Here is a 21,477-nt window from a genome sequence, read left to right on the forward strand (position 1 = left end):
TTGCACTAAAAAGACGCCCTTCGGGCGTCAGAGAAAAATAAACCCCCTACTAAGATGGCATTTAGTCCATTGTTCTCATAAAGAACTGTTTCCTAAGGAGAAAACCCAATTTCTCAAATTCAAAACTGGAAGAGCTACGAACTTTCGGTCAAGCTTTTTCCAAAAGCTTGCCCGTTGAGGTTGATCAAGGTTCGTGGTTCTTGCTCAAAACAGCAATTTTGGCAGGATTTCTCTTTGGAGTTGCTTTTTGAGAGTGGATTTTTATCGGGAGCTTTTTGCGTGGGTTCGGCTTTTTTAGCGCTCCAACGGAGCGCATTGAAAGCGAACCAACTACGAGGAAACCCAAAAATAAAGAGCCCTGAAAAGAAATCACGACCTTGATGAAACTTTGATCTGCAAAATTTCAGCGCTCCAGCCTCTTGACGCCTTCCTCGGTGCCAACCAAAACCACATCCGCTATGTCCGCGAAGATGCCGTTCTCGACGACGCCGGGTATGTTGTTGAGCTCTATCTCGAGGTCGAGCGGGTCTTCGATGCGGTGGAACCTCGCGTCGAGTATGAAGTTGCCGTTGTCCGTTATGACGGGCCCATCCTTCTTGCTCGCCATCCTGAGCTCGGCCGTCGCGTTGAAGACTTCTATCTCCTCCGCGATGGCCCTCCATGCGGAGGGAATGACCTCTATAGGCACCGGCATCTTCTGGCCGAGCCTCTCGACGAGCTTGCTCTCATCAACAAGTACCAGAAAAGTTCCGGCCCGGTACTCGATGATTTTCTCCATGGTGAGAGCCGCTCCGCGCCCCTTAATGAGGTTGAGGTGGGGATCAACTTCATCGGCACCATCAACGGCTATGTCTATCGCATCAACCTGGTCCAGTCCCAGAACAGGTACCCCGCTCTCAATTGCCAGGAGCCTGGCCTGGTAGGATGTCGGAACGCCGTAAACGTCCTCAAGCTCCCCTTCCATTATAAGCTTCCCGAGGGCCTCTATGAAGTAAGCGGTGGTCGAGCCGGTTCCAAGACCAACTATCATGTCGTCCTCGACGAACCTCAGGGCCTCCCTCGCGACGGCCCTCTTGAACTCCTCCATACCATCACCCCACGGGAGTTACGTTGCACGGAACGGTGGCGTTTCCGCTGACCACCATCCGGTACAGCAGGCTCTGGTTCGAGTAGCACCGGGGGATGAAGTGTATCGTGGCCGAATATGTTAGCATCACGAAGTACAGCCAGAACATGAACCAGCCCCAGAAGGCCTTTTTCAGTATGGCCCTCCCATCGGGAACGTCGGCTGGAAGCTCCTTGACTACTGCCATCACGAACCTGTCAACGAACAGGTAGAGAACCACTCCCAGGAGCCAGCCGTACTCCACCTTTGCCGCGGCCAGACCGCTGATTACCCCCGTTATCAGACCCCAAGCATAGACGGCGAGCGAGAACTTGTGTTCAACGGCCAGCTTCACCTTCTTCACCACGCTTGGTTTCAGGGGAGTGCTTAAAAAGTTTCCCGAATTAAAAGGGATTAAAAGGGGTCACCTTCTTAGGAAGAAGGGTACTAGGGCAAGCAGAACAACGCCGGGGATCAGGCCGCTGAAGAAGGACACCTCGGATTTCAGAACGAAGTCGTGGTTCCCATCGAAGGTGAAGTAGGTACTCGATCGGTTGTTGAAGTCGTCGTTGTTCCCCTCGGAGTCCGTCACGTTATCCAGGTACAGGAGCCCGTATTCTCCGGTGAAAGCATCGGTCGCCTGAACGTAAAGAGGAGGGCCGATGTCAAGGGCCTCCCGGAGATAAGGCGTGCCATCCACGTACCAGATGGCGTTAACCTTGCCGGAGACAACCTCCAGGGTCACGTTGAAGAGGTGCCACTTCCTTCCCGACTGGAAGTCAATGATATCATGCCCCCTCACGGTGTGGTTGTAGAGAAAGTAGAGCCCGCTGTCAGTCGCGTTGTAGACGAACTCCACCTCAGGATAACTGTCCCTGACGGAGGGGTCTAAGAAGTTGCCATCAGTGGTTGCGCTGTCTGATAGAGTAACCCTCATTATTGTCATAGGCTTCGCTCCGGCTCCCGACGTCGTGGTGGCCCACCACTGGACAGAGAAGCCGTGGGAGGAGCTCACCTCAACCGGATCGTAAACGTGGGTGGCGTAGGAGGGAGTGTTGTTGGCGGGGTTGAGAACGAGGACGTAGTCCTCCCCAGCCCTCACTGGGGTAAAGCCCCCAACCGCGAAACCGAGTATAAGGATCGCCAGGAGTAACGCAAAACGCCCCATGGACAACACCCCGATATTTTCCTCCCCGATGTTCATATAGGTTGCGATGAGGGTAAGAAGAAACCCTCACTTGAGCCTTATGGCGTCGAGGTTGTTCGGGGCCCTCGTGCTTATGCCGAACTTCTTGTGGATGCTGGTGGAGAGGTCGAGGCATTTGTGGGCCTCACCGTGGACGGTTATTACCCTCTCCGGCCTTGGCCTGAGCCTCGCAACGTAGCTTATGAGCTCCCGCCTGTCCGCGTGGCCGGAGAAGCCGTCTATGGTGTGGACTTCCATGTTGACGTTTACCACCTCGGTTCTTCCGTCCTCGCCAACGAGCGGTATCTCTCTCAGACCCCTCTGCACCTGCCTTCCGAGGGTTCCCTCCGCCTGGTAGCTGACGAAGATTATGCTGTTCTTCGGATCCGGTGCGAGCTGCTTGAAGTACTCAACACTCGGCCCACCGACGAGCATGCCGGAGGTGGCGATGATTATTGCCGGCTCGCCGCTGTCTATGATGTCCTGCCTCTCCCTGCTGTTGGCGACGGGCTTGAATATCGGGTTCAGGAAGGGGTTGTAGCCCTCGTGGAATATCTGCTCCCTCAACCTCCTGCTGAGGTATTCAGGATAGGCAGTGTGGATCGCAGTTGCTTCCCATATCATTCCGTCGAGGTAGATCGGCACCTCAAGGCCACCTATCCTCGCGTACTCCTCAAGGACCATCATTATCTCCTGCGCCCTTCCGACGGCCATCGCGGGGATGAGAACCTTTCCACCGCGCCTTATTGTCCCGTGGATGACCTCTATCAGCCTCTTCTCAGCCTCCTCACGCGGCATCTGGTAGTCGTTGCTTCCCCCGTAGGTTGACTCCATGACGAGGGTCTCAAGCCTTGGGAACCTGCTCACAGCCGGCTCGAAGAGCCTCGTCGGGATGAACTTGAAGTCGCCGGTGATGGCTATGTTGTGCAGCCCGTTGCCTATGTGGAGGTGCACTATTGAAGAACCGAGTATGTGGCCGGCGTTGTGGAGGGTCAGTCTTATGTCCGGCGCGATATCGCGAACCTCGCCGTAGTCAAGAGTGATGGTGTGCTTGATGACCTCCTTGATATCCCTCGGCCGGTAGAGGGGCTCGACGCCGTTCATCTTCTGGATCTCGATGAAGTCCTGCTGGAGGAGAACCATCAAATCCCTCGTGGGCGGCGTCGTGTATATCGGCCCGTCAAAGAGCCTGTAGCGGAAGAGGTAGGGAAGCATTCCGCTGTGGTCGAGGTGGGCATGGGTTATGATTATGGCATCGAGAAGGCCCGCATCGAGGACGTAGCGGAACTCCGGAGCATCGAAGTGGGGGAAAGCCTTCTTTGGATCCCTTAACGCGGCTATGTTAACCCCGAAATCAACCAGAACGTAGCTCTCGTTGGTCTGAACGAGGAGGGAACTCCTGCCCACCTCCCGGAAGCCACCGAGACCGGTTATCCTTATCCACTCACTTTTAGTTTCTGGCTTGCGGTAGATGTTCCTCCCCGCCTGCCGGAGGAACTTCCTCCTGTCCTTTGCCTCAGCCTGGAGTATCTGCCTTATCGAGTAAATCGTCTGGCTCTGGAGCGGAGGAGTTCTGACAACCCTCGGCGCCCAGTGAACCTTCTGGGTTATGAGGCGGAGGGTTTCCCCGTTTTTTCCTATGACGAGACCGGGTTTCCTCGCCTCGATGATGACCTCTCCGACCGAAGGGTCGAAGCTGATGTTGGTTATCTCCGCCTCCTTTGGAACGAGCTCCTTTATCATCTCTTCCGCCCTTTCAGGGGGGATGAGAACCTCCGGATCGGGGCGGATGCTTATCCTCTTCTTGAGAACCTTGGCGAGGTTCTTGATGAGATCCCCATCGCGCATTATCGCCTCGGGGTTCTTGACGTAGATGACGAGCTCCGGCCCCTCGAACTCAACGTCGGTTATCCTGGCCTCTGGAGGAACCATCTGACTTATAACTTCCTTGATGTCGCGCAGTATGTCGTCAACGAATGTCTCTCTCCTTATCACTGGCACCACCTCACCCGGAGAGGGCTTTGAGCTCCTCCTCTGTCCACTCTTTGTATCCTTCCTCCGTGACCGTAACGAGGGTAACCCCACCACCGGTGAAAACGTCCCTTCTGGTGGCGGCCCCAATGGCCTTGAGGGCGAGCTTAACCCCCTCCACGAGGGGGATATCGTCGCGGTAGTGCTCCTCGAGGATTGAGAAGGCAAACTCCATTCCCGACCCGGCGGCCGTGAACCTGTCCTCTGTTACGCCGCCGGCCATGTCAACTGAGTACAGCCCCGGTTTTCCGGTGTGTCCCGCTATGAGGAACCACCCGAAGTAGGGCATGAACCTGCTCCCGTGAAGGATGTTGGATGTCAGCGTTGCGAGTGCCTTAACGCTCATCTCCCGCCCTACCCGGGCCCTGTAGAGCCTGGCCTCGGCACGGAGAAGGCGAACGAGACTTAGTATGTCACCGACGCTACCGGCCCCGGCGATTGCCAGGTGATCGTCTATCCTGAAAACCTTGGTGACGTTCTCGGAGAGCACCATGTTGCCGAGCGATGCCCTTCTGTCCGCTGCAAGGACCACGCCATTCTTACATACAATGCCGACCGTAGTCGTTCCCTTTAGCTTCTCAGCCAACCACAACACCCCTGCTGGTATCTTTTAGAATAGAAGAACCTTACACGGGCACCTCGGGGGAATAGTATTTAAAGGTTTCGTCCAAGGGAATGGGGGGAGATGCATGAAGGAGGTAATCCTGCTCACTGGCCCGCCGCTCAACGGCAGGGACGAGTACGTGAGGGAAGCGCTTGAGCTCGCGGAAGGAGAGAGCTACGCCTACTATCATGTCTTTAATTACATCAGGGAAGTGGGGAAAGAAAGGGGCGTCAAAATAACGCGGAAGAACGTCCTCGACTTTGCAATAAACCATCAGGATCTCATGAACGAGATACGCGACGAGGCCTTTGAGAGAATCCGGAGGGAAATAGACGAAAGCGACAAAATTTACCACCTCGTCTCGACGCCGAGCCTCTTCCGCTGGGGGAGCGGGAGCGTTATAGGCTTCACGACGAGCAACCTCAAACTCCTGAGACCGAACCGCGTCATAATAGTTCTCGATGATGTCCTTTCCGTCAGGAGGAGAATAATCAACGATCCCGAATGGTTCGAGCGCTTTGGGAACGACCCGGACAACATAAAGCTAACCACCCTCGTCATGTGGCGGGAGGATGCGATAAACCATGTAAAAACTTTAGTCCACGAGCTCAAGAAGGAGGGCATTGAGGTCCGCTACGTCCTCCAGTTCGGCATAAGGCACCCCCACGGGGTGTTCCTCGACCTGCTCTTCCACGAGAAGGAGAAACCCCTCGTCTACCTCAGCTATCCAATGACGGGTCACGAGGAGGAGTACTACCACAAGGTTAGGGGCTTCTACGACAGGCTGAGCGAGCACTTCACGGTCCTCGATCCAGGAGCTCTGGACGACTGGTGGGTGGTTGCTGAATACGACAACCAGGTTGCAAAGAACCCATCAATAAGGCGCATCAGGATAAAGCACCTCTTGGACGGGGACGAGGTTGACGAGCTTGACAGGGCCGATATAGAACAGGCGACGGAGATACTCAGAAGACAGCTCGTCGAGCGCGATTTCAACCTCGTTGACGTGAGCAAGGCGATAGCGGTCTACCACTACGCCGAGGGGGTCTCAGCGGGAGTCATCAGCGAGATGGCCGAGGCGTACAGGACACTTGCCGCCATATACCTCTACTACCCCTTCAAGAGAAGGCCGAGTCCGTTTATGGAGTTCTACGGCATGCAGAACCCCTCAAGGAGGACGATGTTCAAGGACGAGGACGAGATGGTAAGGGCGATGGTAGAAGAAAAGGAGTACTGGGCGAAGGTTTAAAACCCGCCGTTCTCGAAGGAGTTCTTTATTTCCCCGTACTTCTCTCTGGCATCTTCCCGATTGAAATCGCACGGAAGGGTGTCCTCCCATCCAGGGATATCAAATATTGGCCTCTCGTTCGTGGCGAAGTAAAGGTACCTGTCCACATGATACCTGAGGGAAGCGAACTTGTTGGCAAAACAGGCCATCCCCTCGTGTCTCCTGCCGAGGATCAGGGTGTAAAAGAACTGGAGGACCACAACAAGACCAACAACCAGACCGAGGATATCGGTAATTATCCCGTAGAGGATTCCGAGTGGAATCCTCAAAAGTGCTTCGATACGTTCTCCCATGTTCACCACCTTAATACTACCTGACGTTCCCATCAACGTTTAAAAACCTTGTGGCCCAACGGGAGATGGGATAGTATGGAAACTGAGAAGGAGATTCAGCTTGAACTCGTAGGATTCAGGACGTTCTTTCGGGAGTTCCTGAGGGTTCTCTACTACGTCAAGAGCATACTCTTAGGTCTCTTCGTAACCATAGCCCTCTTTGGGGTCGTCCTCTCGCTGGAGGAAGGAATAAACCTCTGGGACGGGATGTACTTCGCGTTTATAACGGCCTTCACCGTTGGCTACGGCGACTTTACCCCCACCACCGCCGTCTCAAAGGTTCTCTGCGCACTCATCCTTCCGGTTCTGGGGATGATTCTGACGGGCATAATGGTTGCGGCCGCTATGCAGGCCATAGGGAGGCTCTACAGGTCACAGCTCGAAAACAAGACCAAGTGAAGGACCAGAACAGGGAAAACAGGGAGGAAAGGGGGAAGCTCAGTGCTTCACCCATCCGCGGTCCTTCATGGCCTGGTAGACCTTGCTCACGGCGACGACGTAGGCAGCATCGCGCATGTGGATGTCCTTCTCCCTGTGGGTGTTGTAAACGCTCCAGAATGCGTTGGTCATCTTCTTGTCGAGCTTCTCGCGGACCTCCTCCTCGGTCCAGTAGTAACCGTTTATGTTCTGCACCCACTCGAAGTAGCTGACGGTGACACCACCGGCGTTGCACAGGAAGTCCGGGATCTGGAGGATGCCCTTCTGACGGAGTATCTCGTCGGCCTCGGGGGTAACCGGACCGTTGGCAACTTCCGCGACGATCTTGGCCTTGATCCTGTCGGCGTTCTTCTCGGTGATGACCTCCTCAATTGCTGCCGGAGCGAGGACGTCAACGTCGAGCTCGAGGAGCTCCTCATTGGTGATGTTAGTCGCGCCGGGGAAGTCCTTAACGCTGCCGTGCTCCCTCTTCCACTTGAGGACCTCGTCGGGGTCAAGACCATCGGGGTTGTAGATGCCGCCCTTGCTGTCGCTGACCGCGACGACCTTCATGCCGAGCTGCTCCCTAGCGAGCTTGGCGGTGTAGTAACCTGCGTTACCGAAGCCCTGGACGGCGATAGTCTTACCCTTGAGGTCCATGTTGAGGGCCTTCGCGGCTTCCCTGATGGTGAATATCGCACCCTGGGCGGTTGCGGTGGTCCTCCCTACTGAACCGCCGATGCTGAGTGGCTTTCCGGTGATGACACCAAAGGCCGGGCCCTTTCTCCTCATGATGGTCTCATACTCGTCCATCATCCAGCCCATGATCTTCGGGTTAGTGTAGACATCGGGGGCCGGGATGTCGGTCCACGGGCCGATGACGTCGTAGATGGCCCTGATGTACGAGCGGGCGAGCCTCTCCTGCTCCCTCTCGCTAAGCTCCTTCGGGTTGACGATGATGCCACCCTTACCTCCACCGTAGGGGAGGTCGACGACAGCTACTTTCCAGGTCATCCAGGTTGCCAGGGCCTTAACGGTGCTGAGGGTCTCGGCCGGGTGCCAGCGAATACCACCCTTTGTGGGACCTCTCGCCCAGTTGTGCTGAACGCGGAAACCGGTGAAAACCTTAACAGAACCGTCGTCCATCTCTATCGGGACGCTAACCTCAACGATCCTCATGGGCCTCTTGAGCCACTCGAGGGCCTCTTCGCTTATGTCCATATACTGGGCAGCCCTCTCGAGCTGCTTAACGGCCATCTCAAAGGGGTCAATCTCGACCATTTTTCCCACCTCGGGTTTTGATAATCTGCAGTGGAAGTTGGACATTTACTTATATAAATCTTTCGATAAAAAGGCCGGAGAACGGTTATTTTTTTGCAAGAACTTGCGTGCGCAAATTTTTGACTGAAAGGAAAACTCTCCCGAAACATTGAGCCAAAAAGAGCGATGTACACCAGGAATTTTTTATACATCGGAGCACATAAACAGTCATTGACGGGGGTTGGTGTCGGTGCCCTCAGCGAGAAGTCGGTCATCACCCCTCAGCTCACTCTTGTTGCAATCATCGGGCACCGATCCCTCTGGGGGATTGTCTTTAATTAACCTTTTCCCGATAGCCCGGTTTTGCTTTTATCGAAGTTACAATTGGGGGCCGATCTATTGTCTGTCTGACAATTACGACCTTACAATCCCCCCAAGTACTGGAAAAATGACAAAAATCCTGCGCGAGTATTTTTATGCGTACAGAAATCGGCTTTCGTCGAAAAAAGGCGTGGGAAAGCTTTTTATAGAATAGAACACTTTATACATAATGCCCCGGCTCAATCCATGGGGCATTCGATGGATACACTTAAGGACGGAGGTGATTACTATGGAGCAGCCCAGGGACCAGTGGGCAACGAAGATTGGATTGATCCTTGCAATGGCCGGAAACGCCGTTGGTCTGGGCAACTTCGTGAGGTTCCCGACGCAGGTGGCCCAGAACGGTGGCGGAGCCTTCATGGTGCCGTACTTCATAGCGCTGTTCTTCCTCGGTATCCCTGTGATGTGGGTTGAATGGGTCGCGGGTCGCTACGGTGGTAAGTACGGCCATGGAACACTGGGCCCGACGTACTACCTCATGGCAAGGGAGAGCCTCAAACCCAGGAGCGCGCTGTGGCTCGGGGTTATCAGCGGTATGCTGGCCTTCAGCCTGACGGTACTTCTCAACAGCTACTACCTGCACCTCATAGGCTGGTCTGCCGCGTACTCCTGGTTCAGCATAACCGGAGCCTACTTCGGCAAGAACACCGGTGAGTTCTTCGTCCAGTACCTCAGCAACCACGCAGAGGTGTTCCTGTTCTGGGGCATCACGGTAGTACTGCTCGCCATAGCCGTTGGCCAGGGCGTCAGCAAGGGAATCGAGAGATGGGTCAAGGTAATGATGCCGTTGCTCTACATCTTTGCGATCCTCATGGTCGGCTACATCTTCGTCCTCGGATCACCGGTTGACCCCAACTGGAGCACCATAGATGGCTTCCGCTTCATCTGGACTCCCAACTGGGACTACCTCGGCTCCCACCTCTGGGAAGTGATGCTCGCGGCAACGGGACAGATATTCTTCACGCTGTCCCTCGGTATGGGTATCATCCAGAACTACGCGAGCTACCTCGGACCCAAGGACGACGTTGCCCTCTCGGGAATAGCTACAGTCTCGCTCAACGAGTTTGCCGAGGTCGTTCTAGGAGGTTCGATAGCAATACCGCTCGCGACAGCCTACTTCACCAAGATAATCAACCCAAGCATCGTCATGAAGGCCTTCGCCCCCAGCCCGGACAAGATTGACAAAACCGCCCTGCTCCAGCTTGGAATCCCGAAGAACATCGTTGAGTCCGCCAACCTGACCATGATAAGCGAATACCTCAACTCCCACTGGAACGAGATACTCCAGGCCTTCAGCACCCACAAGGACATAGGCCTTCAGGCCATTGGAAGGACCTTCGGACTGGGCTTCGCCTACACCAGCCTGCCCAACGCCTTCGTCAGCATGGGCGACGCTGGGAGGCTCTTCGGCGCCCTGTGGTTCCTGCTCCTCTGGTTCGCGGGCTTCACTTCGGCCATAGCTATGTACAACTACCTCACGGCTCTCCTCGAGGAGGACCTCAACATCAAGAGGAGCCTGGGAACGTGGATAGTGCTCATCATCTACTTCATCATGGGCCTGCCGGTCATATACATCAGCGGCTACATGGACCAGGTGGATGCGTGGGTGAGCTTCCAGCTGACCCTGCTGGCGCTCTTTGACATCATAATAGCAGTGTACCTCTTCAAGCCCGACAACTTCTGGCGGGAGCTCCATGAGGGCGCACTCATGAAGGTCCCCGAGTGGTACAAGCCAATAATACTGTACATAGCACCGATACTCCTTGCACTGCCGCTCGTCGGAACATTCAAGGGCTTCATCAGCGGAAAGATAGGCCTCGCACCATGGATAGCGATAATCACAATGTTCATCATCGGTGCCATCGAGAGCTACTATGCCATTAAGAAGAAGTACGGCGAGGAACTCGAGAAGAACGAGGTAATCATAAAGGTCTGAGGTGATGACGATGGAGAGCTGGGTAATCTATATGCTGACGGCGTGGCTCGTAATCTTCGCCATGATGGGCTGGAGCATAAGCAGACTGCTGAAGGCGGAGAAGCAGGCAAAAAGCTCTTAAACCCCTTCTTTTCTTCTTTTAAGCTTGGGAGGGATAACCGTGAGAAGTCGAGCCATTCTTGAGGATACAGCGGAGGTCATCGAAACCACCGTGCCCCGCGTTCAGAGGATGAAAACGCTCACCGGGAGGGAGCGGGAGAGGGTTATTGAAAAGCTGGAGGAGGCATCCAGGAACTTTAGAGAGCTCGCCGCCAGCGTCCAGAACGACAACGAGGAGCTTGCGGAGTTCTTCTTCAAAAAGGCGAAGGAACTCAAGAACATGAGCGTGGACAGGGAGATCGAGAGGGAAGGCAAAGGAAAGTACCTCAAGCTCGTGGACAGGATCCTCATATACTCGCGCTCCGCGAGATACGACTTCCAGCCTGAGGCAATGAAGGAGCTGAAGGGAGTCTACCGCAGGTATCTCTTCGGTATGACGCTCTTCTTCGTTCTGAGTGGACTCTACCTCAACAGGTTCATCGCGATAACGGCCCTCATACTTGCGATTCCGATAATCCTCTCAATGCTTGCCCTCCAGCGCAGGGGGCACCTGGGACTGCTCCTCGCGTACTCCGCAATACCGATTCCCCTCATAACTGGAGCGATGGCGATACAGTACTCCCTGGCAGCCCTCAGGGACCCGGCAAAAATCCAGGAGATCGCCTCGGCGATCCACAAGAGCACCACTTTCGTCCACGGGTACCTTCTGGTACTGGCGATACTCGGGGCAACGGAAATATACCTCCTGGTATCGGCTATGATCGGGCTGTACAAACACCGTCATGCATTTCTGTGATGACCGGCGGCCCATCCGGGCCCCGATCCAGTTTTACTCCCGATCCCCCACCGGGTTTCCCTGTTCTTCGACGTACTCCTCAAGCTCCGTCGGGCTGTCGCTTATGTAGTGGGCAACGATAACCGGCCTGAAGGCGCTGTCGCGTTCCTCAAGTTCTTCGAGCAACCCGGTGTTAAACTCTCCCCCCTTCACGTACTTCACAAGCTCATTGGCCAACCTGTGGAAGTCCCTGCTGTGGAGCAGAACGCGCCTCTCCCCGTACTCCTTCGCCTGTCCCGTCGTGATGAGGAATTGCCAGTCACTCGCCTCTAAGATTAAAAGCTCCCTCGCGAGCTGCTCTATAACCCTGTCAATTAGGGCGTCCTTTCCGTAGAAGCGGCTTGCTATAGCAACCATCCTGTCCTCCGCGCGGTAAACGTGCTCCCAGGTCCACTCAGTTTCCTCGTTCCACCAGGTCGAGTGATCTGAGTTCCTGCCCCACGAACCTTCGGGAAGCTCTATCTCATGCCTCTCGCCGGAGTAGTTCTCGAGGAACCGGGAGAGGCTCACGGTCTCTATCCCCCTGCTCGCCATTAACTCGAGAACCCTACCGAGCCACCTGACGCCTTCAAACCACCAGTGGCCGAAAAGCTCGGTGTCGTAGGGCGAGACCATTATGCCTTTCTCATCCGTTTTCTTCTCGTGCTCCCGCAAAAGCCTCTCGACCAGCGAGACGAAGTGCCTCGCGTGCTCCTCGACGCGCTCCATCGCTTTATCCGGGTCGTAGAACTCCTTGTCTCCAAGCTCAACGTCCTTCCCGGTTATCCTCCAGTACTGCCCTCCGCTTTCGGGGGCCTTCCTGTGGAACTCGCGGTAGAAAAAGTCGCCCGGGTAGCCGTGGCGGGCACTCCAGACCTGATGACCGGTCTCGCGGTTTCTCGAGAAGACGGCAACGTTCGAGCCCTTTATCCAGTAGGGCCTCAGCGTGCTCTTCCCATCCCCGTAGACGTCAACCTCCCCGTAGTCTTCGATCACCGGACCTTCATCTATAAGCCCGCTCTCGACGAAGAAGTACTCTATGCTGAACTCCTCCAAGAACTTCTCGATGCCCCGTCTTTTCACCTTCCTCCCGCCGGGAAGCTCCCACTCGCCGGCCGGACGGTAGGCGCACTCAGGCAGCCATATCCCCTTCGGCCTTCTCCCGAAGTGCTTCTCGTAGGTGAAAACGCCGTTCGCTATCTGCGCCCTTATCGCCTCCTCCCTGAGGAGGAGGGGTAGGTAGCCGTGCGTTGCCGCGGAGGTTATTATCTCGATGTAGCCGTTCTCCTGTAACTCGCGGAACTTCCCGATTATGTCGCCGTTTATAGCCCTCCAGTAAGACAGGACCTTCCTGAAGTGATTTAGTGATGTCATCACGGCCTTCTTGTTGTACTTGCCCGATTTCAGGTCCTCCTCGGTCTTCTCTATCTTTCTCTCGAGGTAGTGCTCGAATTCCCGCCTGACGTATTCGTCGGCAAGCTGTTCCATGAGGACCGGTGTTATGTTGACGACCAGCTGAAAGCGAACGCCGGAATCGCGGAGCCTTTCGAACTCCATGAGCAGGGGCAGGTAACTCTCGCCCATAGCCTCGTAGAGCCACTCCTCGCCGAAGGGCCATCTGCCGTGCTTCCTGACGTATGGAATGTGGGTGTGGAGAAGGAAGGCGAAGTGGCCCGTCATTTGGTATCACCAGGAGTGTTACGTCATCGTGGTATTTAACCCTATCCCGCCCCCTTCATCACGGTGTTCTGAAAGCTTTTAACCCGAGAAGTTCATCATCCACCGGTGGGAGAATGAAGGAGGAAATGAGCAGTGTTGACATCCGATACATAGTTAGGGAACTGCAGTGGCTTGTTGGATCCCGCGTCGACAAGGTCTATCACGATAAGGACGAGATAAGGATCAAGCTGAGGACGAAGGAGGGGAGGGCCGACCTGATCCTCCAGGCCGGAAAGAGGTTCCATCTCACCAGTTACATCAGGGAGGCCCCAAAACAGCCGTCGAGCTTCACGATGCTCCTCAGGAAGCACCTCGGTGGGGGATTCATCGATGCCATAGAGCAACACCAGTTCGACAGGATAGTCAAGATCAGGGTAGGAGACTACACTCTCATAGGGGAGCTCTTTCGGAGGGGCAACGTGGTTCTCGTTGATTCGGACAACAGAATCGTTGCGGCGCTTCGCTACGAGGAGTACCGGGACAGGGCAATAAAACCGAAGGCCGAATACAGGTTCCCGCCAGCGAGGGAGAACCCGCTAGAGGTTTCCTTTGAGAGGTTCCTCAAGCTGATGAGAGAGGACGAGGATTTAGAACTCGTCCGCGCTTTGGCGAGAAAGCTCAACATGGGCGGAATGTACGCCGAGGAGATTTCGATAAGAGCTGGCTTCGAGAAGACGACTCCGGTTAAAGAGCTGAGTGACGAAGACCTCCGGAAAGTCTATGATGCGATGCTGGAAACCTTCAACGACGAACCGAGGCCAAACATCGTCTTCAAAGACGGGAACATGCACGATGTGGTTCCGATAGAGCTGAGAATCTACGAGGGGCTTGAGAAGGAGTACTTCAAAACCTTCAGCGAAGCCTTAGACGAATACTTTGGAAGATTAACGATAGAGAAGGCACGGATAGAGCAGACGAAGAGGCTCGAGGATAAAAAGAGACAGCTCCTTATGACACTGAAAAAACAGGAGGAGATGCTCGGGGGCTTTGAGAAAGCCATGAACGAGAACCAGGAGATCGGCGATCTGATATACGCGAACTATTCCCTGGTGGAGCGTCTTCTGAAGGAGTTCAGGAAGGCAACGGAAACCCTCGGCTGGGATGAGTTCAGGCGAAGAATCGAGGAGGGCAAGAAGGCCGGAAACAGGGTCGCGCTCCTGGTAAGGTCCATTGACCCCGGGGAGAAGGCGGTAACGATAGAGCTCGACGGGAAAAAAATCCGACTCTACCTCAACAAAAGCCTTGGAGAGAACGCGGAACTCTACTATGAGAAGGCCAAGAAGTTCAGGCACAAGTACGAGGGGGCACTCAAAGCCTACGAAGATACGAGAAGAAAGCTTGACGAGGTCGAGGAACTCATCGAGGAAGAGATGAAGAAGGAACTCAGCGTAAAGAAAATCGAGCGGAGAAAGAAGAAGTGGTTCGAGAAGTTCCGCTGGTTCGTTTCGAGCGAGGGTTTCTTGGTTTTAGCCGGAAAGGACGCGAGCACCAACGAGATCCTCATAAAAAAACATATGATGGATAACGACCTGTACTGTCACGCCGACGTCTACGGCGCTCCCCACGTCGTCATCAAGGACGGGCAGAAGGCTGGAGAGAAGACCATATTCGAGGCCTGCCAGTTTGCGGTCTCGATGAGCAGGGCGTGGAGCCAGGGGCTTTACGGAGCGGACGCCTACTGGGCATATCCCGAGCAGGTTACGAAGCAGGTTCCCAGTGGAGAATATCTTGGAAAGGGAGCGTTCATGGTCTATGGAAAGAGAAACTGGCTTCGCGGACTGCCGCTCAGGCTGGCCGTTGGGGTCATCAACTACGGGGGCGATGAATACGTCGTCAGTGCTCCCGTTGAGGCCATTAAGGCTCACACAAAGCGCTACATCATCGTAAGGCCCGGAAGGCTCAAGAAGGGCGAGCTAGTCAAGAGGATAAGGGCAATCCTGGAGAAGTGGGGCTACCGGGTCAGGGAGGAGGACCTGAACGCGATCCTTCCCCCGGGCGGAGGGGAAATCGAGCGGGTCGTCGAGTAGACCAAACCCTTTTATTCTCCCCTTCCAAGGGGGCACCATGTCGCTGGAGAACCTGTACATCCTGGCCAGAAGGGAGCTCGCAAAGGACCTCATCTTCGAGGTGGAGGGGGAGCAGATAACCATCTCAATCCGCGGAGTTCTCATAGCCAGAACCGGATCGAAGGCCCCCAACTTTTCCTTCTTCGAGCTGAGCGAGAGCGACTTCGTGCTCGCGGTTCAGATGAGGGGTTTCGTCGTGTACCTGGCCCTTGAATCGGACGGGGAGGTAGGGGAGGAGGCGATGCCCGATCTGGTGGCCCTGCTCCTCAGGGGGCTGACGCCCGCAGTGGCGACGCTCGTGGAAGCGGCGGAGAAATCCTACCGGGGAAGCGCGGACATCCTGTTCGATGACATGAGCTCCGACCTCAAGGAGTTCCTCTATGACGTACTGATGAAGCACAGGCAGGGACGGGAGGTTTACGAGCAGACGGAGATCGCCTAAACGACCAGCTCAAGCAGGACGAGTGCGAGAATCATCAGACCGAGTACCACCGTCGTCCTCCTGGTGTGCATTTTCGCTGCCCTCCTCTCGTAGTAACTTCTCGGTGAGAGGTTCAGGAGGTAGAGGCCCAGGAGGGCACCGCTCAGCAGACCGAGAACGTTCTCCAGGGTGAGGATGAGAGAGCCCCCGAAGATCCCCCGCCAGCCCATCGCGAGGGAGATTCCCATAACGGTCGTCGGTGGAACGAGCGCCGCCGCTATCGAAACACCGGCCAGTATCTCCGGAATCCTGCTCACTATCGCCACTATCCCGGCGTAGCCCAGAACTATGGCCAGTAGTATGTAGATGGCACCCGAACCGGCCCGGAGGAGTATTTTCCGCGATGGCTCGGGGGCATCATTCCCAAGCTCCTGAGAATCAGGGTCCTCAGAAAAGCAGAGGCAGAGACAACGATGAGAAGCTGCAGTATCGAGCGCAGGGCACCGGCCGCGTCCCGTCCCCTGCCCATGACGATGTTGATGGCGAAGCCGTAGAGCGGGTCGAGGATGGGTGAGAGGAGCATCGCGGAGATCATCATGGCCACGCTGTTCGTAATCAGGCCGAAGAGCGCTATAATAGATGCCACCGCCCCGGGAGGTGGGCTGAATCGGATCAACCCTTGCCTGGTTGTTTGCGTTCTCCACGAGGCTTTCTATATCCGCTGGGGTCCAGCGACGCCTGTACCTGGCGAGGGACTTGACTGAGCTGGAGTACTTGATAGATCTTCCGCCTACAGGAGCCCCGGTTATCGAAGAACGGCCCTTCCGAAGGTCTATCGCCTTCATGAGATCCACGGCGATATCGTTTATGATGAAATCGGGAACGAGGGCGGTGAAGCACAAGGACGTCTCTCACCTTCTCCCCCTCGCCCTCGTCGCAGTTGACCTCAAGCCGGAGCATGGCGCATCGAAATTCCTACACCCTCCCCACTAATAACCCTTCCGGAAACGCTTCAACCGGGTTTGAAGCCGTGAAGGGGCTTTTAAGCGGAATGCCGTACTTCAGGTGGAGATGAAACCATGGGCTGGAAGCTGCCCCTATCGGTGACCATATCCACAGCCATCTCGTTCTTTGCGTGGATAGCCGTCCAGCTCAACCGCCCGCTGGGGCTTGCGACGTTCGGCCTGGCGTTCATCCTCCCGGTCCTCGTGTTCAGGCGGTACTACTCACGGAAACCCAGGATGCTCGTCCCCTTCGGGGTTCTAGCCATCTTAATCGCCATCCTGCTGACTCCGCCCCGGGTAACGAGCCTGAACCTCGTCTCGGGGCTCCACCTCAAAACCGGATGCTGGAATGCTGAAGGCAGCCTCTGGCCGCTCAACGGGAGCGCCGATGTGATTCAGTCCTGTTCCTACCTTGTGGAACCAGCAGGAAAAGTCGTCTACGTCTCCGGAATGGCATGGAGAAACCTCGAGGTCAGAATGCCCGTAACCAGCCACACCATCGTCCTGAAAATGCCCATCGAGAAGGCGGATAAGGTTTACCTTAACGCGGTTCAAAACGCCCGAGAAAGGGGTTATACTGAAATCTCCAGGAACTTTGGGTCGCGGGAAAGCGTCATCCGAGAGGCCATGCTGAGGAGGGGAAACCGCTGCGTTTACATCGCCGAGGTGAGGATAGCCGGTGGCCTTGCGGTTGTATCCGGCAGGGGAGATTGCAGGGCCGTTGATGAGTTCGTTCAATCACGGGTAGGAAGGTTTTTATAGGGCCGAGCCGAAAGGGTCGGGGTGATGGTATGGAAGCCAGGGACAGGAAGAAGCTGGCTGCAATTCTCCTGATACTCATGGTCATCGGCGTGGGCATAGCATTCCTCGTCATGAGGTACGGCTGGTGGCAGTGGGGACCGTGAACTAATCTTCGAACGGATGACGATTTTAGGACAGAGTTCCCAGGAGATTCGTCATATTTTCAAGATGCGGGCCGAAAACCCTATAAGGGATGCACTGTTCCTATGTCCGATGCACCATGATAGCCAGGAGTGATCGTTTTTGGCTTTAGCATAGCTCCCCCGAAACTCCCCGTTAGTTCACAGATTTCAGGGCGGGATCGCTTTTGGCGCTGAACTAAGGGGGGAGTGTTTTTGGTCACGCCGTTCTCCCACTTAAAAGCCCCTGCTTAGCCCTTACGCTCGTTATTCCCTCGCTTTTGGGATTTGTTGAGACGGTTAGTGTGAACGTTCTTGGAAAGGAGGTGGTAGAATGAAAGCCGTTCTTCCCGATTCGAAGATACCGAAGAGGTGGTACAACATACTGCCCGACCTTCCGGAGCCTTTAGAGCCTCCCCTCGACCCGGAAACGGGAGAACCGATGGAGCCGGAGAAACTGTTGAGGATTTTCGCGGCCGAGCTTGTGAAACAGGAGATGAGCAACGAGCGCTACATCGAGATTCCGAAAAAAGTCCGCGAACTTTACGCCAAGATTGGAAGGCCAACGCCACTCTTCAGGGCCACTAACCTTGAGAAAGCCCTCGGAACTCCAGCCAGGATATACTTCAAGTATGAAGGAGCGACCGTGACGGGAAGCCACAAGATAAACACGGCTTTAGCTCAAGCTTACTACGCCAAGGAGCAGGGGATTGAGAGGCTCGTCACAGAGACCGGAGCAGGTCAGTGGGGAACGGCCTTAAGCTTAGCGGGAGCGCTCCTCGGTTTAAAGGTCAGGGTTTACATGGCGCGCGCCAGCTACCGGCAAAAACCCTACAGGAAAACCATAATGCGCCTCTACGGCGCTGAAATCTATCCGAGCCCGAGCGACAGGACCGAAATCGGACGGAAGTTTTTAGCTCAAGACCCGAACCACCCCGGCGGCCTGGGAATAGCGATAAGCGAGGCAATAGAAGACGTTCTGAGGGATGAAAAGGCCCGCTACGCCCTTGGAAGCGTTTTAAACCATGTCCTCATGCACCAGACGGTCATAGGTCTCGAGACGAAGGAGCAGATGAAGGAGTTCGAGGAGCCGGACGTTATAATCGGCTGCGTCGGCGGTGGAAGCAACTTCGCTGGATTGGCTTATCCATTCGTTAAAGACGTTCTGGACGGCAAAGCGGACTACGAGTTCATAGCGGTTGAGCCAAAGGCTGCACCTACAATGACGCGCGGTGTTTACAAATACGACTACGGCGATTCGGGCGGATACACACCGAAGATGAAGATGCACACCCTGGGTCACACCTACTACGTCCCGCCGATTCACGCTGGAGGACTTCGCTACCACGGATTAGCGCCTACGCTGAGCGTTCTCATCAACCACGGGATTGTCAAACCAATAGCATATCACCAGAACGAGGTCTTCCAGGCGGCAGAGCTGTTCGCGAAGACCGAGGGAATAATTCCCGCCCCGGAGAGTGCCCACGCGATAAAAGGGGCAATAGACAGGGCGCTGAAAGCTAAAGAGGAAGGAAAAGAGGAGGTTATACTCTTCAACCTCAGCGGCCACGGCTTCCTCGATCTTGGTGGCTACGAGGACTACCTCGACGGAAAGCTTGAGGACTACGAGCCCGACTACTTCCCGGCCCTTGAGCTTCCCTGATCTTTTCTATACTTCTTTAGACCTTGGACCCCATAAAAGCGCCTGGAAGGCGTTTTTAATGCAACGTCGTATTAAAAAGGGGAACGCTGAAATCTTATGGTCCCAAAACTTTTATTAACCCTCCTGGGAATATAAGTTTTGCGGTGGTGCCCCATGGGAGATGAACCCCCCTCTCGCTCCCTGGAGATGCGGTTTCTGAAGGCGACTCTGAATTCCAGAAACGAAGAGGAGTTCTCAAGGAACGTGGAGGAGGTTCTGAGGGATTTTGGAAATGAGCTCGAGCAACTCTATGACGTGAAGACCAGGATCCCAACCATCGTTCCCGTGGATGACTGGACGAAGGTTAGGAAAGGCAAAAGGGTCTGGCTCCCACTCAGCGAAATCGAACCGGGGAAGGGTATTCAGTACGTCTCGGGCCCGGCCGTCAACGACGTTGTCAGGAATCCCAGCACGGGACCGTTCTACGTTCTGACGTGGGAGCTCCTTCTCGGAACGGTTCTCGTTTCCCTCAAGAAGAAACTCCCAGCCGACCCGCTGGGGGCCCTTGTGGCCGGTGCGGTCGTCTCGGTGGTTATGAACTTCGACGGGGAGGCCAACGCCATTGCTGGCATCAACTACCTGGACAAGCTTTACTCCAGCGCCTCGGCTCTACTCGCGGACGCGCGGAGGATACTTGAAACGAACCCCTTTGGCGATTCTCAGAGCCTCTTTGACTTCTACACCAGGGCCGCCTACCAGCTGACCTTCGATGCCGTTTCACTCTGGACTGCCTCGATAATAAGGACGGTAACCTGGGGGCTCATGGAAGAACATGCCGTTGGAAGAAACGTGATGGAGTTTCTCCTGAGGGATCCGGAGGCCAACATAGGCATCTTCCACGCCAAGGGGAACTCGCTCGCCCTGCTCACAAATGACCCCATTGGGAAGGGCCTCTCCGACATGGCCTTCGAGGTTACGCGGCTCGTACTCACCGCCAGCTCGTTCCCGAGGATAGATAGCGACGACTTCACGTCAATCTTTCGCTAGCCAGAATTCTTCGGGGATGGAAGTTCAGGCTCGCCCTCGCCTCCGTTACCTCCATTCCAATGGTTATTCCCAGGCTCATCAGGTCCCTGGGGGAACGAACCTCCCATCTACCTTCTGCGGAACCTGTCAGGAAGCGCGGAACATTGTACTTTCTCACTAGCTGCCAGACCTTGGCCATGAAGCGCAGGATCTGAACCCTGCCGTAGGGGTTCGCCCTGAGAAGGGGTGAGAGCGAAAAGCCCACCGCCACTTCCCTCCTCGCGGCTATTCCCGCTAAGATGTGGTCAAAGCCCGGATCTTTCCTCCCGAACCAGGGGCTTATCAGGGCATCAACTCCGGCCTCGAGGGCGGCGCGGTTCACCCTCATGTCTCCGCCCTGGACGTAGATTAAAGCCCTCGGACTGCGGTTCTTGACCTCACGAATGAGGCTCGGCTTTTTGGTCACGATGAGGAGGGCAACTTTACCGTAGGCCTCGCGGAGGGCCCTGAGTTCCTCCTTTAGCGCGCTCCAATCGGGGGAGCTTTCGAGGACGAGCTTTTTTGTGAACACCACCTCGTCGAACCACTGGCTCGCGAGTTCGTAAGCGTCCTCACTCCTCACGTCCATCTCGACGGAGTAGTCCCGCGAGAAGGAGATCTCCTCCCCGGGAGTTTCCGGTTTTTCGCTCATTCCTCCAGCCACTCCCGGACGGCTTTGACAACGGCCTCCTTCCTCATCGGAAAGGCCTGGACCTTTATTCTGGCCTGAACGACATCAGCACCCTCATCGATTTCTGCCTCACCGAGATAGGCCTTCTGCTTGTTGAAGCGAACGTAGAGCGTTCCTTCTTCATCCACCTTTTCATCCAGGTTCTCAAGGAGGTATTGTTTGTCTTTTTCACTCAGGAGGTCCTTGAAGTGCTCCAGGAATTTCCTCACGGCTTTACTTCTCTTTATCTCAACGTTAACTACCTTTATGGGATTCCCGAAGAAGCCGGTTGTTTCCTCCATGCCAACCTTGACGTCATCGTCGTCAATCCCATCGGGAATGAAGGTCGCTATCGCTTCGAGAACCTTGTCCTCGTCCTCTGTTGCCTGGATGAAGGTGGTAAGCCTGACGTGGTGGGCTTTAAGCTTCGCCATCTCTCTCACCGGAGTGAATAGGGAAGGTGGTTTTAAAAGCTAATCCCTGCTTGACTTGATACCCTATGGAAAAGATGCTGACC

Annotated in this window: 22 protein-coding genes; 10 read left to right on the top strand and 12 right to left on the bottom strand. The window is 55.3% G+C overall.

Annotated features, from left to right (window positions below):
- Positions 1–403 precede the first annotated feature (403 nt).
- From rpiA to psmB, 5 genes are all read right to left on the bottom strand, one after another.
- Positions 404–1,087 carry a ribose-5-phosphate isomerase RpiA gene (gene rpiA / locus MV985_RS00370; RefSeq protein ID WP_297457968.1) on the bottom strand — a complete coding sequence of 228 codons (684 nt, stop codon included), beginning with the start codon at positions 1,085–1,087 and terminating at the stop codon, positions 404–406.
- A gap of 4 nt (positions 1,088–1,091) precedes the next feature.
- Positions 1,092–1,469, bottom strand: a complete 378-nt coding sequence (locus MV985_RS00375) for a hypothetical protein (protein WP_366085014.1) — start codon at positions 1,467–1,469, stop codon at positions 1,092–1,094.
- Between the two features lie 60 nt (positions 1,470–1,529).
- Entirely contained in the window at positions 1,530–2,273 is a 744-nt protein-coding gene (locus MV985_RS00380; RefSeq protein WP_297457970.1) for a hypothetical protein, read from the bottom strand.
- Positions 2,274–2,339: 66 nt separating this feature from the next.
- A complete protein-coding gene (locus MV985_RS00385; protein ID WP_297458007.1) occupies positions 2,340–4,286 on the bottom strand; it encodes a beta-CASP ribonuclease aCPSF1 in 1,947 nt (648 codons plus the stop codon).
- A 10-nt stretch (positions 4,287–4,296) separates the two neighbouring features.
- On the bottom strand, positions 4,297–4,908 hold the full coding sequence (gene psmB / locus MV985_RS00390; protein ID WP_297457972.1) for an archaeal proteasome endopeptidase complex subunit beta: 612 nt from the start codon (positions 4,906–4,908) through the stop codon (positions 4,297–4,299).
- 103 nt (positions 4,909–5,011) lie between these two features.
- On the opposite strand from psmB, the gene MV985_RS00395 reads away from it, so the two are divergent.
- Positions 5,012–6,175 carry a hypothetical protein gene (locus MV985_RS00395; RefSeq protein ID WP_297457973.1) on the top strand — a complete coding sequence of 388 codons (1,164 nt, stop codon included), beginning with the start codon at positions 5,012–5,014 and terminating at the stop codon, positions 6,173–6,175.
- Here MV985_RS00395 and MV985_RS00400 read toward each other — a convergent pair.
- The gene (locus tag MV985_RS00400; protein ID WP_297457975.1) at positions 6,172–6,540 is read right to left on the bottom strand and encodes a DUF4389 domain-containing protein; all 369 of its coding nucleotides are present in this window, start codon (positions 6,538–6,540) and stop codon (positions 6,172–6,174) included. The genes MV985_RS00395 and MV985_RS00400 overlap by 4 nt on opposite strands.
- A gap of 42 nt (positions 6,541–6,582) precedes the next feature.
- On the opposite strand from MV985_RS00400, the gene MV985_RS00405 reads away from it, so the two are divergent.
- On the top strand, positions 6,583–6,945 hold the full coding sequence (locus MV985_RS00405; protein WP_297457977.1) for a potassium channel family protein: 363 nt from the start codon (positions 6,583–6,585) through the stop codon (positions 6,943–6,945).
- A 39-nt stretch (positions 6,946–6,984) separates the two neighbouring features.
- Here MV985_RS00405 and gdhA read toward each other — a convergent pair whose 3' ends face one another.
- Positions 6,985–8,244 carry a glutamate dehydrogenase gene (gene gdhA, locus MV985_RS00410; protein ID WP_297457979.1) on the bottom strand — a complete coding sequence of 420 codons (1,260 nt, stop codon included), beginning with the start codon at positions 8,242–8,244 and terminating at the stop codon, positions 6,985–6,987.
- Between the two features lie 589 nt (positions 8,245–8,833).
- On the opposite strand from gdhA, the gene MV985_RS00415 reads away from it, so the two are divergent.
- Entirely contained in the window at positions 8,834–10,540 is a 1,707-nt protein-coding gene (locus MV985_RS00415; RefSeq protein WP_297457981.1) for a Na+dependent transporter, read from the top strand.
- A 145-nt stretch (positions 10,541–10,685) separates the two neighbouring features.
- Entirely contained in the window at positions 10,686–11,435 is a 750-nt protein-coding gene (locus MV985_RS00420) for an alpha-glucosidase (RefSeq protein ID WP_297457983.1), read from the top strand.
- A gap of 33 nt (positions 11,436–11,468) precedes the next feature.
- Here MV985_RS00420 and MV985_RS00425 read toward each other — a convergent pair whose 3' ends face one another.
- Complete coding sequence (locus MV985_RS00425) at positions 11,469–13,133, bottom strand: 1,4-alpha-glucan branching protein domain-containing protein (protein ID WP_297457985.1); 1,665 nt, start codon at positions 13,131–13,133, stop codon at positions 11,469–11,471.
- A 113-nt stretch (positions 13,134–13,246) separates the two neighbouring features.
- On the opposite strand from MV985_RS00425, the gene rqcH reads away from it, so the two are divergent.
- Entirely contained in the window at positions 13,247–15,199 is a 1,953-nt protein-coding gene (gene rqcH / locus MV985_RS00430) for a ribosome rescue protein RqcH (protein ID WP_297457987.1), read from the top strand.
- Positions 15,200–15,236: 37 nt separating this feature from the next.
- Positions 15,237–15,680, top strand: coding sequence for a hypothetical protein (locus MV985_RS00435; protein ID WP_297457989.1), 444 nt, complete (start codon positions 15,237–15,239; stop codon positions 15,678–15,680).
- Here MV985_RS00435 and MV985_RS00440 read toward each other — a convergent pair.
- Together MV985_RS00440 and MV985_RS00445 are read right to left on the bottom strand one after the other, a co-directional pair.
- Positions 15,677–16,054, bottom strand: a complete 378-nt coding sequence (locus MV985_RS00440; protein WP_297458009.1) for a DUF389 domain-containing protein — start codon at positions 16,052–16,054, stop codon at positions 15,677–15,679. The two genes, MV985_RS00435 and MV985_RS00440, sit on opposite strands and share 4 nt — an antisense overlap.
- On the bottom strand, positions 16,006–16,305 hold the full coding sequence (locus MV985_RS00445; RefSeq protein ID WP_297458011.1) for a DUF389 domain-containing protein: 300 nt from the start codon (positions 16,303–16,305) through the stop codon (positions 16,006–16,008). Before MV985_RS00445 ends, MV985_RS00440 begins: the two co-directional genes overlap by 49 nt.
- A gap of 221 nt (positions 16,306–16,526) precedes the next feature.
- On the opposite strand from MV985_RS00445, the gene MV985_RS00450 reads away from it, so the two are divergent.
- From MV985_RS00450 to MV985_RS00465, 4 genes are all read left to right on the top strand, one after another.
- Complete coding sequence (locus tag MV985_RS00450) at positions 16,527–16,652, top strand: hypothetical protein (RefSeq protein ID WP_297458017.1); 126 nt, start codon at positions 16,527–16,529, stop codon at positions 16,650–16,652.
- Between the two features lie 86 nt (positions 16,653–16,738).
- Positions 16,739–17,425 (top strand): hypothetical protein, encoded by a 687-nt coding sequence (locus MV985_RS00455; RefSeq protein ID WP_297457991.1) that lies wholly within the window; start codon positions 16,739–16,741, stop codon positions 17,423–17,425.
- 492 nt (positions 17,426–17,917) lie between these two features.
- Positions 17,918–19,246 (top strand): TrpB-like pyridoxal phosphate-dependent enzyme, encoded by a 1,329-nt coding sequence (locus tag MV985_RS00460; protein WP_297457993.1) that lies wholly within the window; start codon positions 17,918–17,920, stop codon positions 19,244–19,246.
- Positions 19,247–19,399: 153 nt separating this feature from the next.
- Complete coding sequence (locus tag MV985_RS00465) at positions 19,400–20,272, top strand: hypothetical protein (protein ID WP_297457995.1); 873 nt, start codon at positions 19,400–19,402, stop codon at positions 20,270–20,272.
- Here the strand turns inward: MV985_RS00465 and MV985_RS00470 are convergent.
- Both MV985_RS00470 and MV985_RS00475 read right to left on the bottom strand, forming a co-directional pair.
- Positions 20,253–20,942, bottom strand: a complete 690-nt coding sequence (locus tag MV985_RS00470) for a Ribonuclease P protein component 3 (protein ID WP_297457997.1) — start codon at positions 20,940–20,942, stop codon at positions 20,253–20,255. The genes MV985_RS00465 and MV985_RS00470 overlap by 20 nt on opposite strands.
- A complete protein-coding gene (locus MV985_RS00475) occupies positions 20,939–21,394 on the bottom strand; it encodes an RNA-binding protein (protein ID WP_297458013.1) in 456 nt (151 codons plus the stop codon). Before MV985_RS00475 ends, MV985_RS00470 begins: the two co-directional genes overlap by 4 nt.
- Between the last annotated feature and the right edge of the window lie 83 nt (positions 21,395–21,477).

Origin of the sequence: Thermococcus sp. (assembly GCF_027012695.1) — an archaeon.
Classification (GTDB): domain Archaea; phylum Methanobacteriota_B; class Thermococci; order Thermococcales; family Thermococcaceae; genus Thermococcus.

Coding starts and splice junctions, on each gene's coding strand:
- MV985_RS00425 (WP_297457985.1), bottom strand. CDS start 13,133: ATGACGGGCCACTTCGCCTTCCTTCTCCACACCCACATTCCATACGTC.
- MV985_RS00415 (WP_297457981.1), top strand. CDS start 8,834: ATGGAGCAGCCCAGGGACCAGTGGGCAACGAAGATTGGATTGATCCTT.
- MV985_RS00475 (WP_297458013.1), bottom strand. CDS start 21,394: ATGGCGAAGCTTAAAGCCCACCACGTCAGGCTTACCACCTTCATCCAG.
- MV985_RS00380 (WP_297457970.1), bottom strand. CDS start 2,273: ATGGGGCGTTTTGCGTTACTCCTGGCGATCCTTATACTCGGTTTCGCG.
- rpiA (WP_297457968.1), bottom strand. CDS start 1,087: ATGGAGGAGTTCAAGAGGGCCGTCGCGAGGGAGGCCCTGAGGTTCGTC.
- MV985_RS00460 (WP_297457993.1), top strand. CDS start 17,918: ATGAAAGCCGTTCTTCCCGATTCGAAGATACCGAAGAGGTGGTACAAC.
- gdhA (WP_297457979.1), bottom strand. CDS start 8,244: ATGGTCGAGATTGACCCCTTTGAGATGGCCGTTAAGCAGCTCGAGAGG.
- rqcH (WP_297457987.1), top strand. CDS start 13,247: ATGAAGGAGGAAATGAGCAGTGTTGACATCCGATACATAGTTAGGGAA.
- MV985_RS00435 (WP_297457989.1), top strand. CDS start 15,237: ATGTCGCTGGAGAACCTGTACATCCTGGCCAGAAGGGAGCTCGCAAAG.
- MV985_RS00465 (WP_297457995.1), top strand. CDS start 19,400: ATGGGAGATGAACCCCCCTCTCGCTCCCTGGAGATGCGGTTTCTGAAG.
- MV985_RS00450 (WP_297458017.1), top strand. CDS start 16,527: ATGATGAAATCGGGAACGAGGGCGGTGAAGCACAAGGACGTCTCTCAC.
- MV985_RS00470 (WP_297457997.1), bottom strand. CDS start 20,942: ATGAGCGAAAAACCGGAAACTCCCGGGGAGGAGATCTCCTTCTCGCGG.
- MV985_RS00400 (WP_297457975.1), bottom strand. CDS start 6,540: ATGGGAACGTCAGGTAGTATTAAGGTGGTGAACATGGGAGAACGTATC.
- MV985_RS00395 (WP_297457973.1), top strand. CDS start 5,012: ATGAAGGAGGTAATCCTGCTCACTGGCCCGCCGCTCAACGGCAGGGAC.
- MV985_RS00405 (WP_297457977.1), top strand. CDS start 6,583: ATGGAAACTGAGAAGGAGATTCAGCTTGAACTCGTAGGATTCAGGACG.
- MV985_RS00455 (WP_297457991.1), top strand. CDS start 16,739: ATGGGCTGGAAGCTGCCCCTATCGGTGACCATATCCACAGCCATCTCG.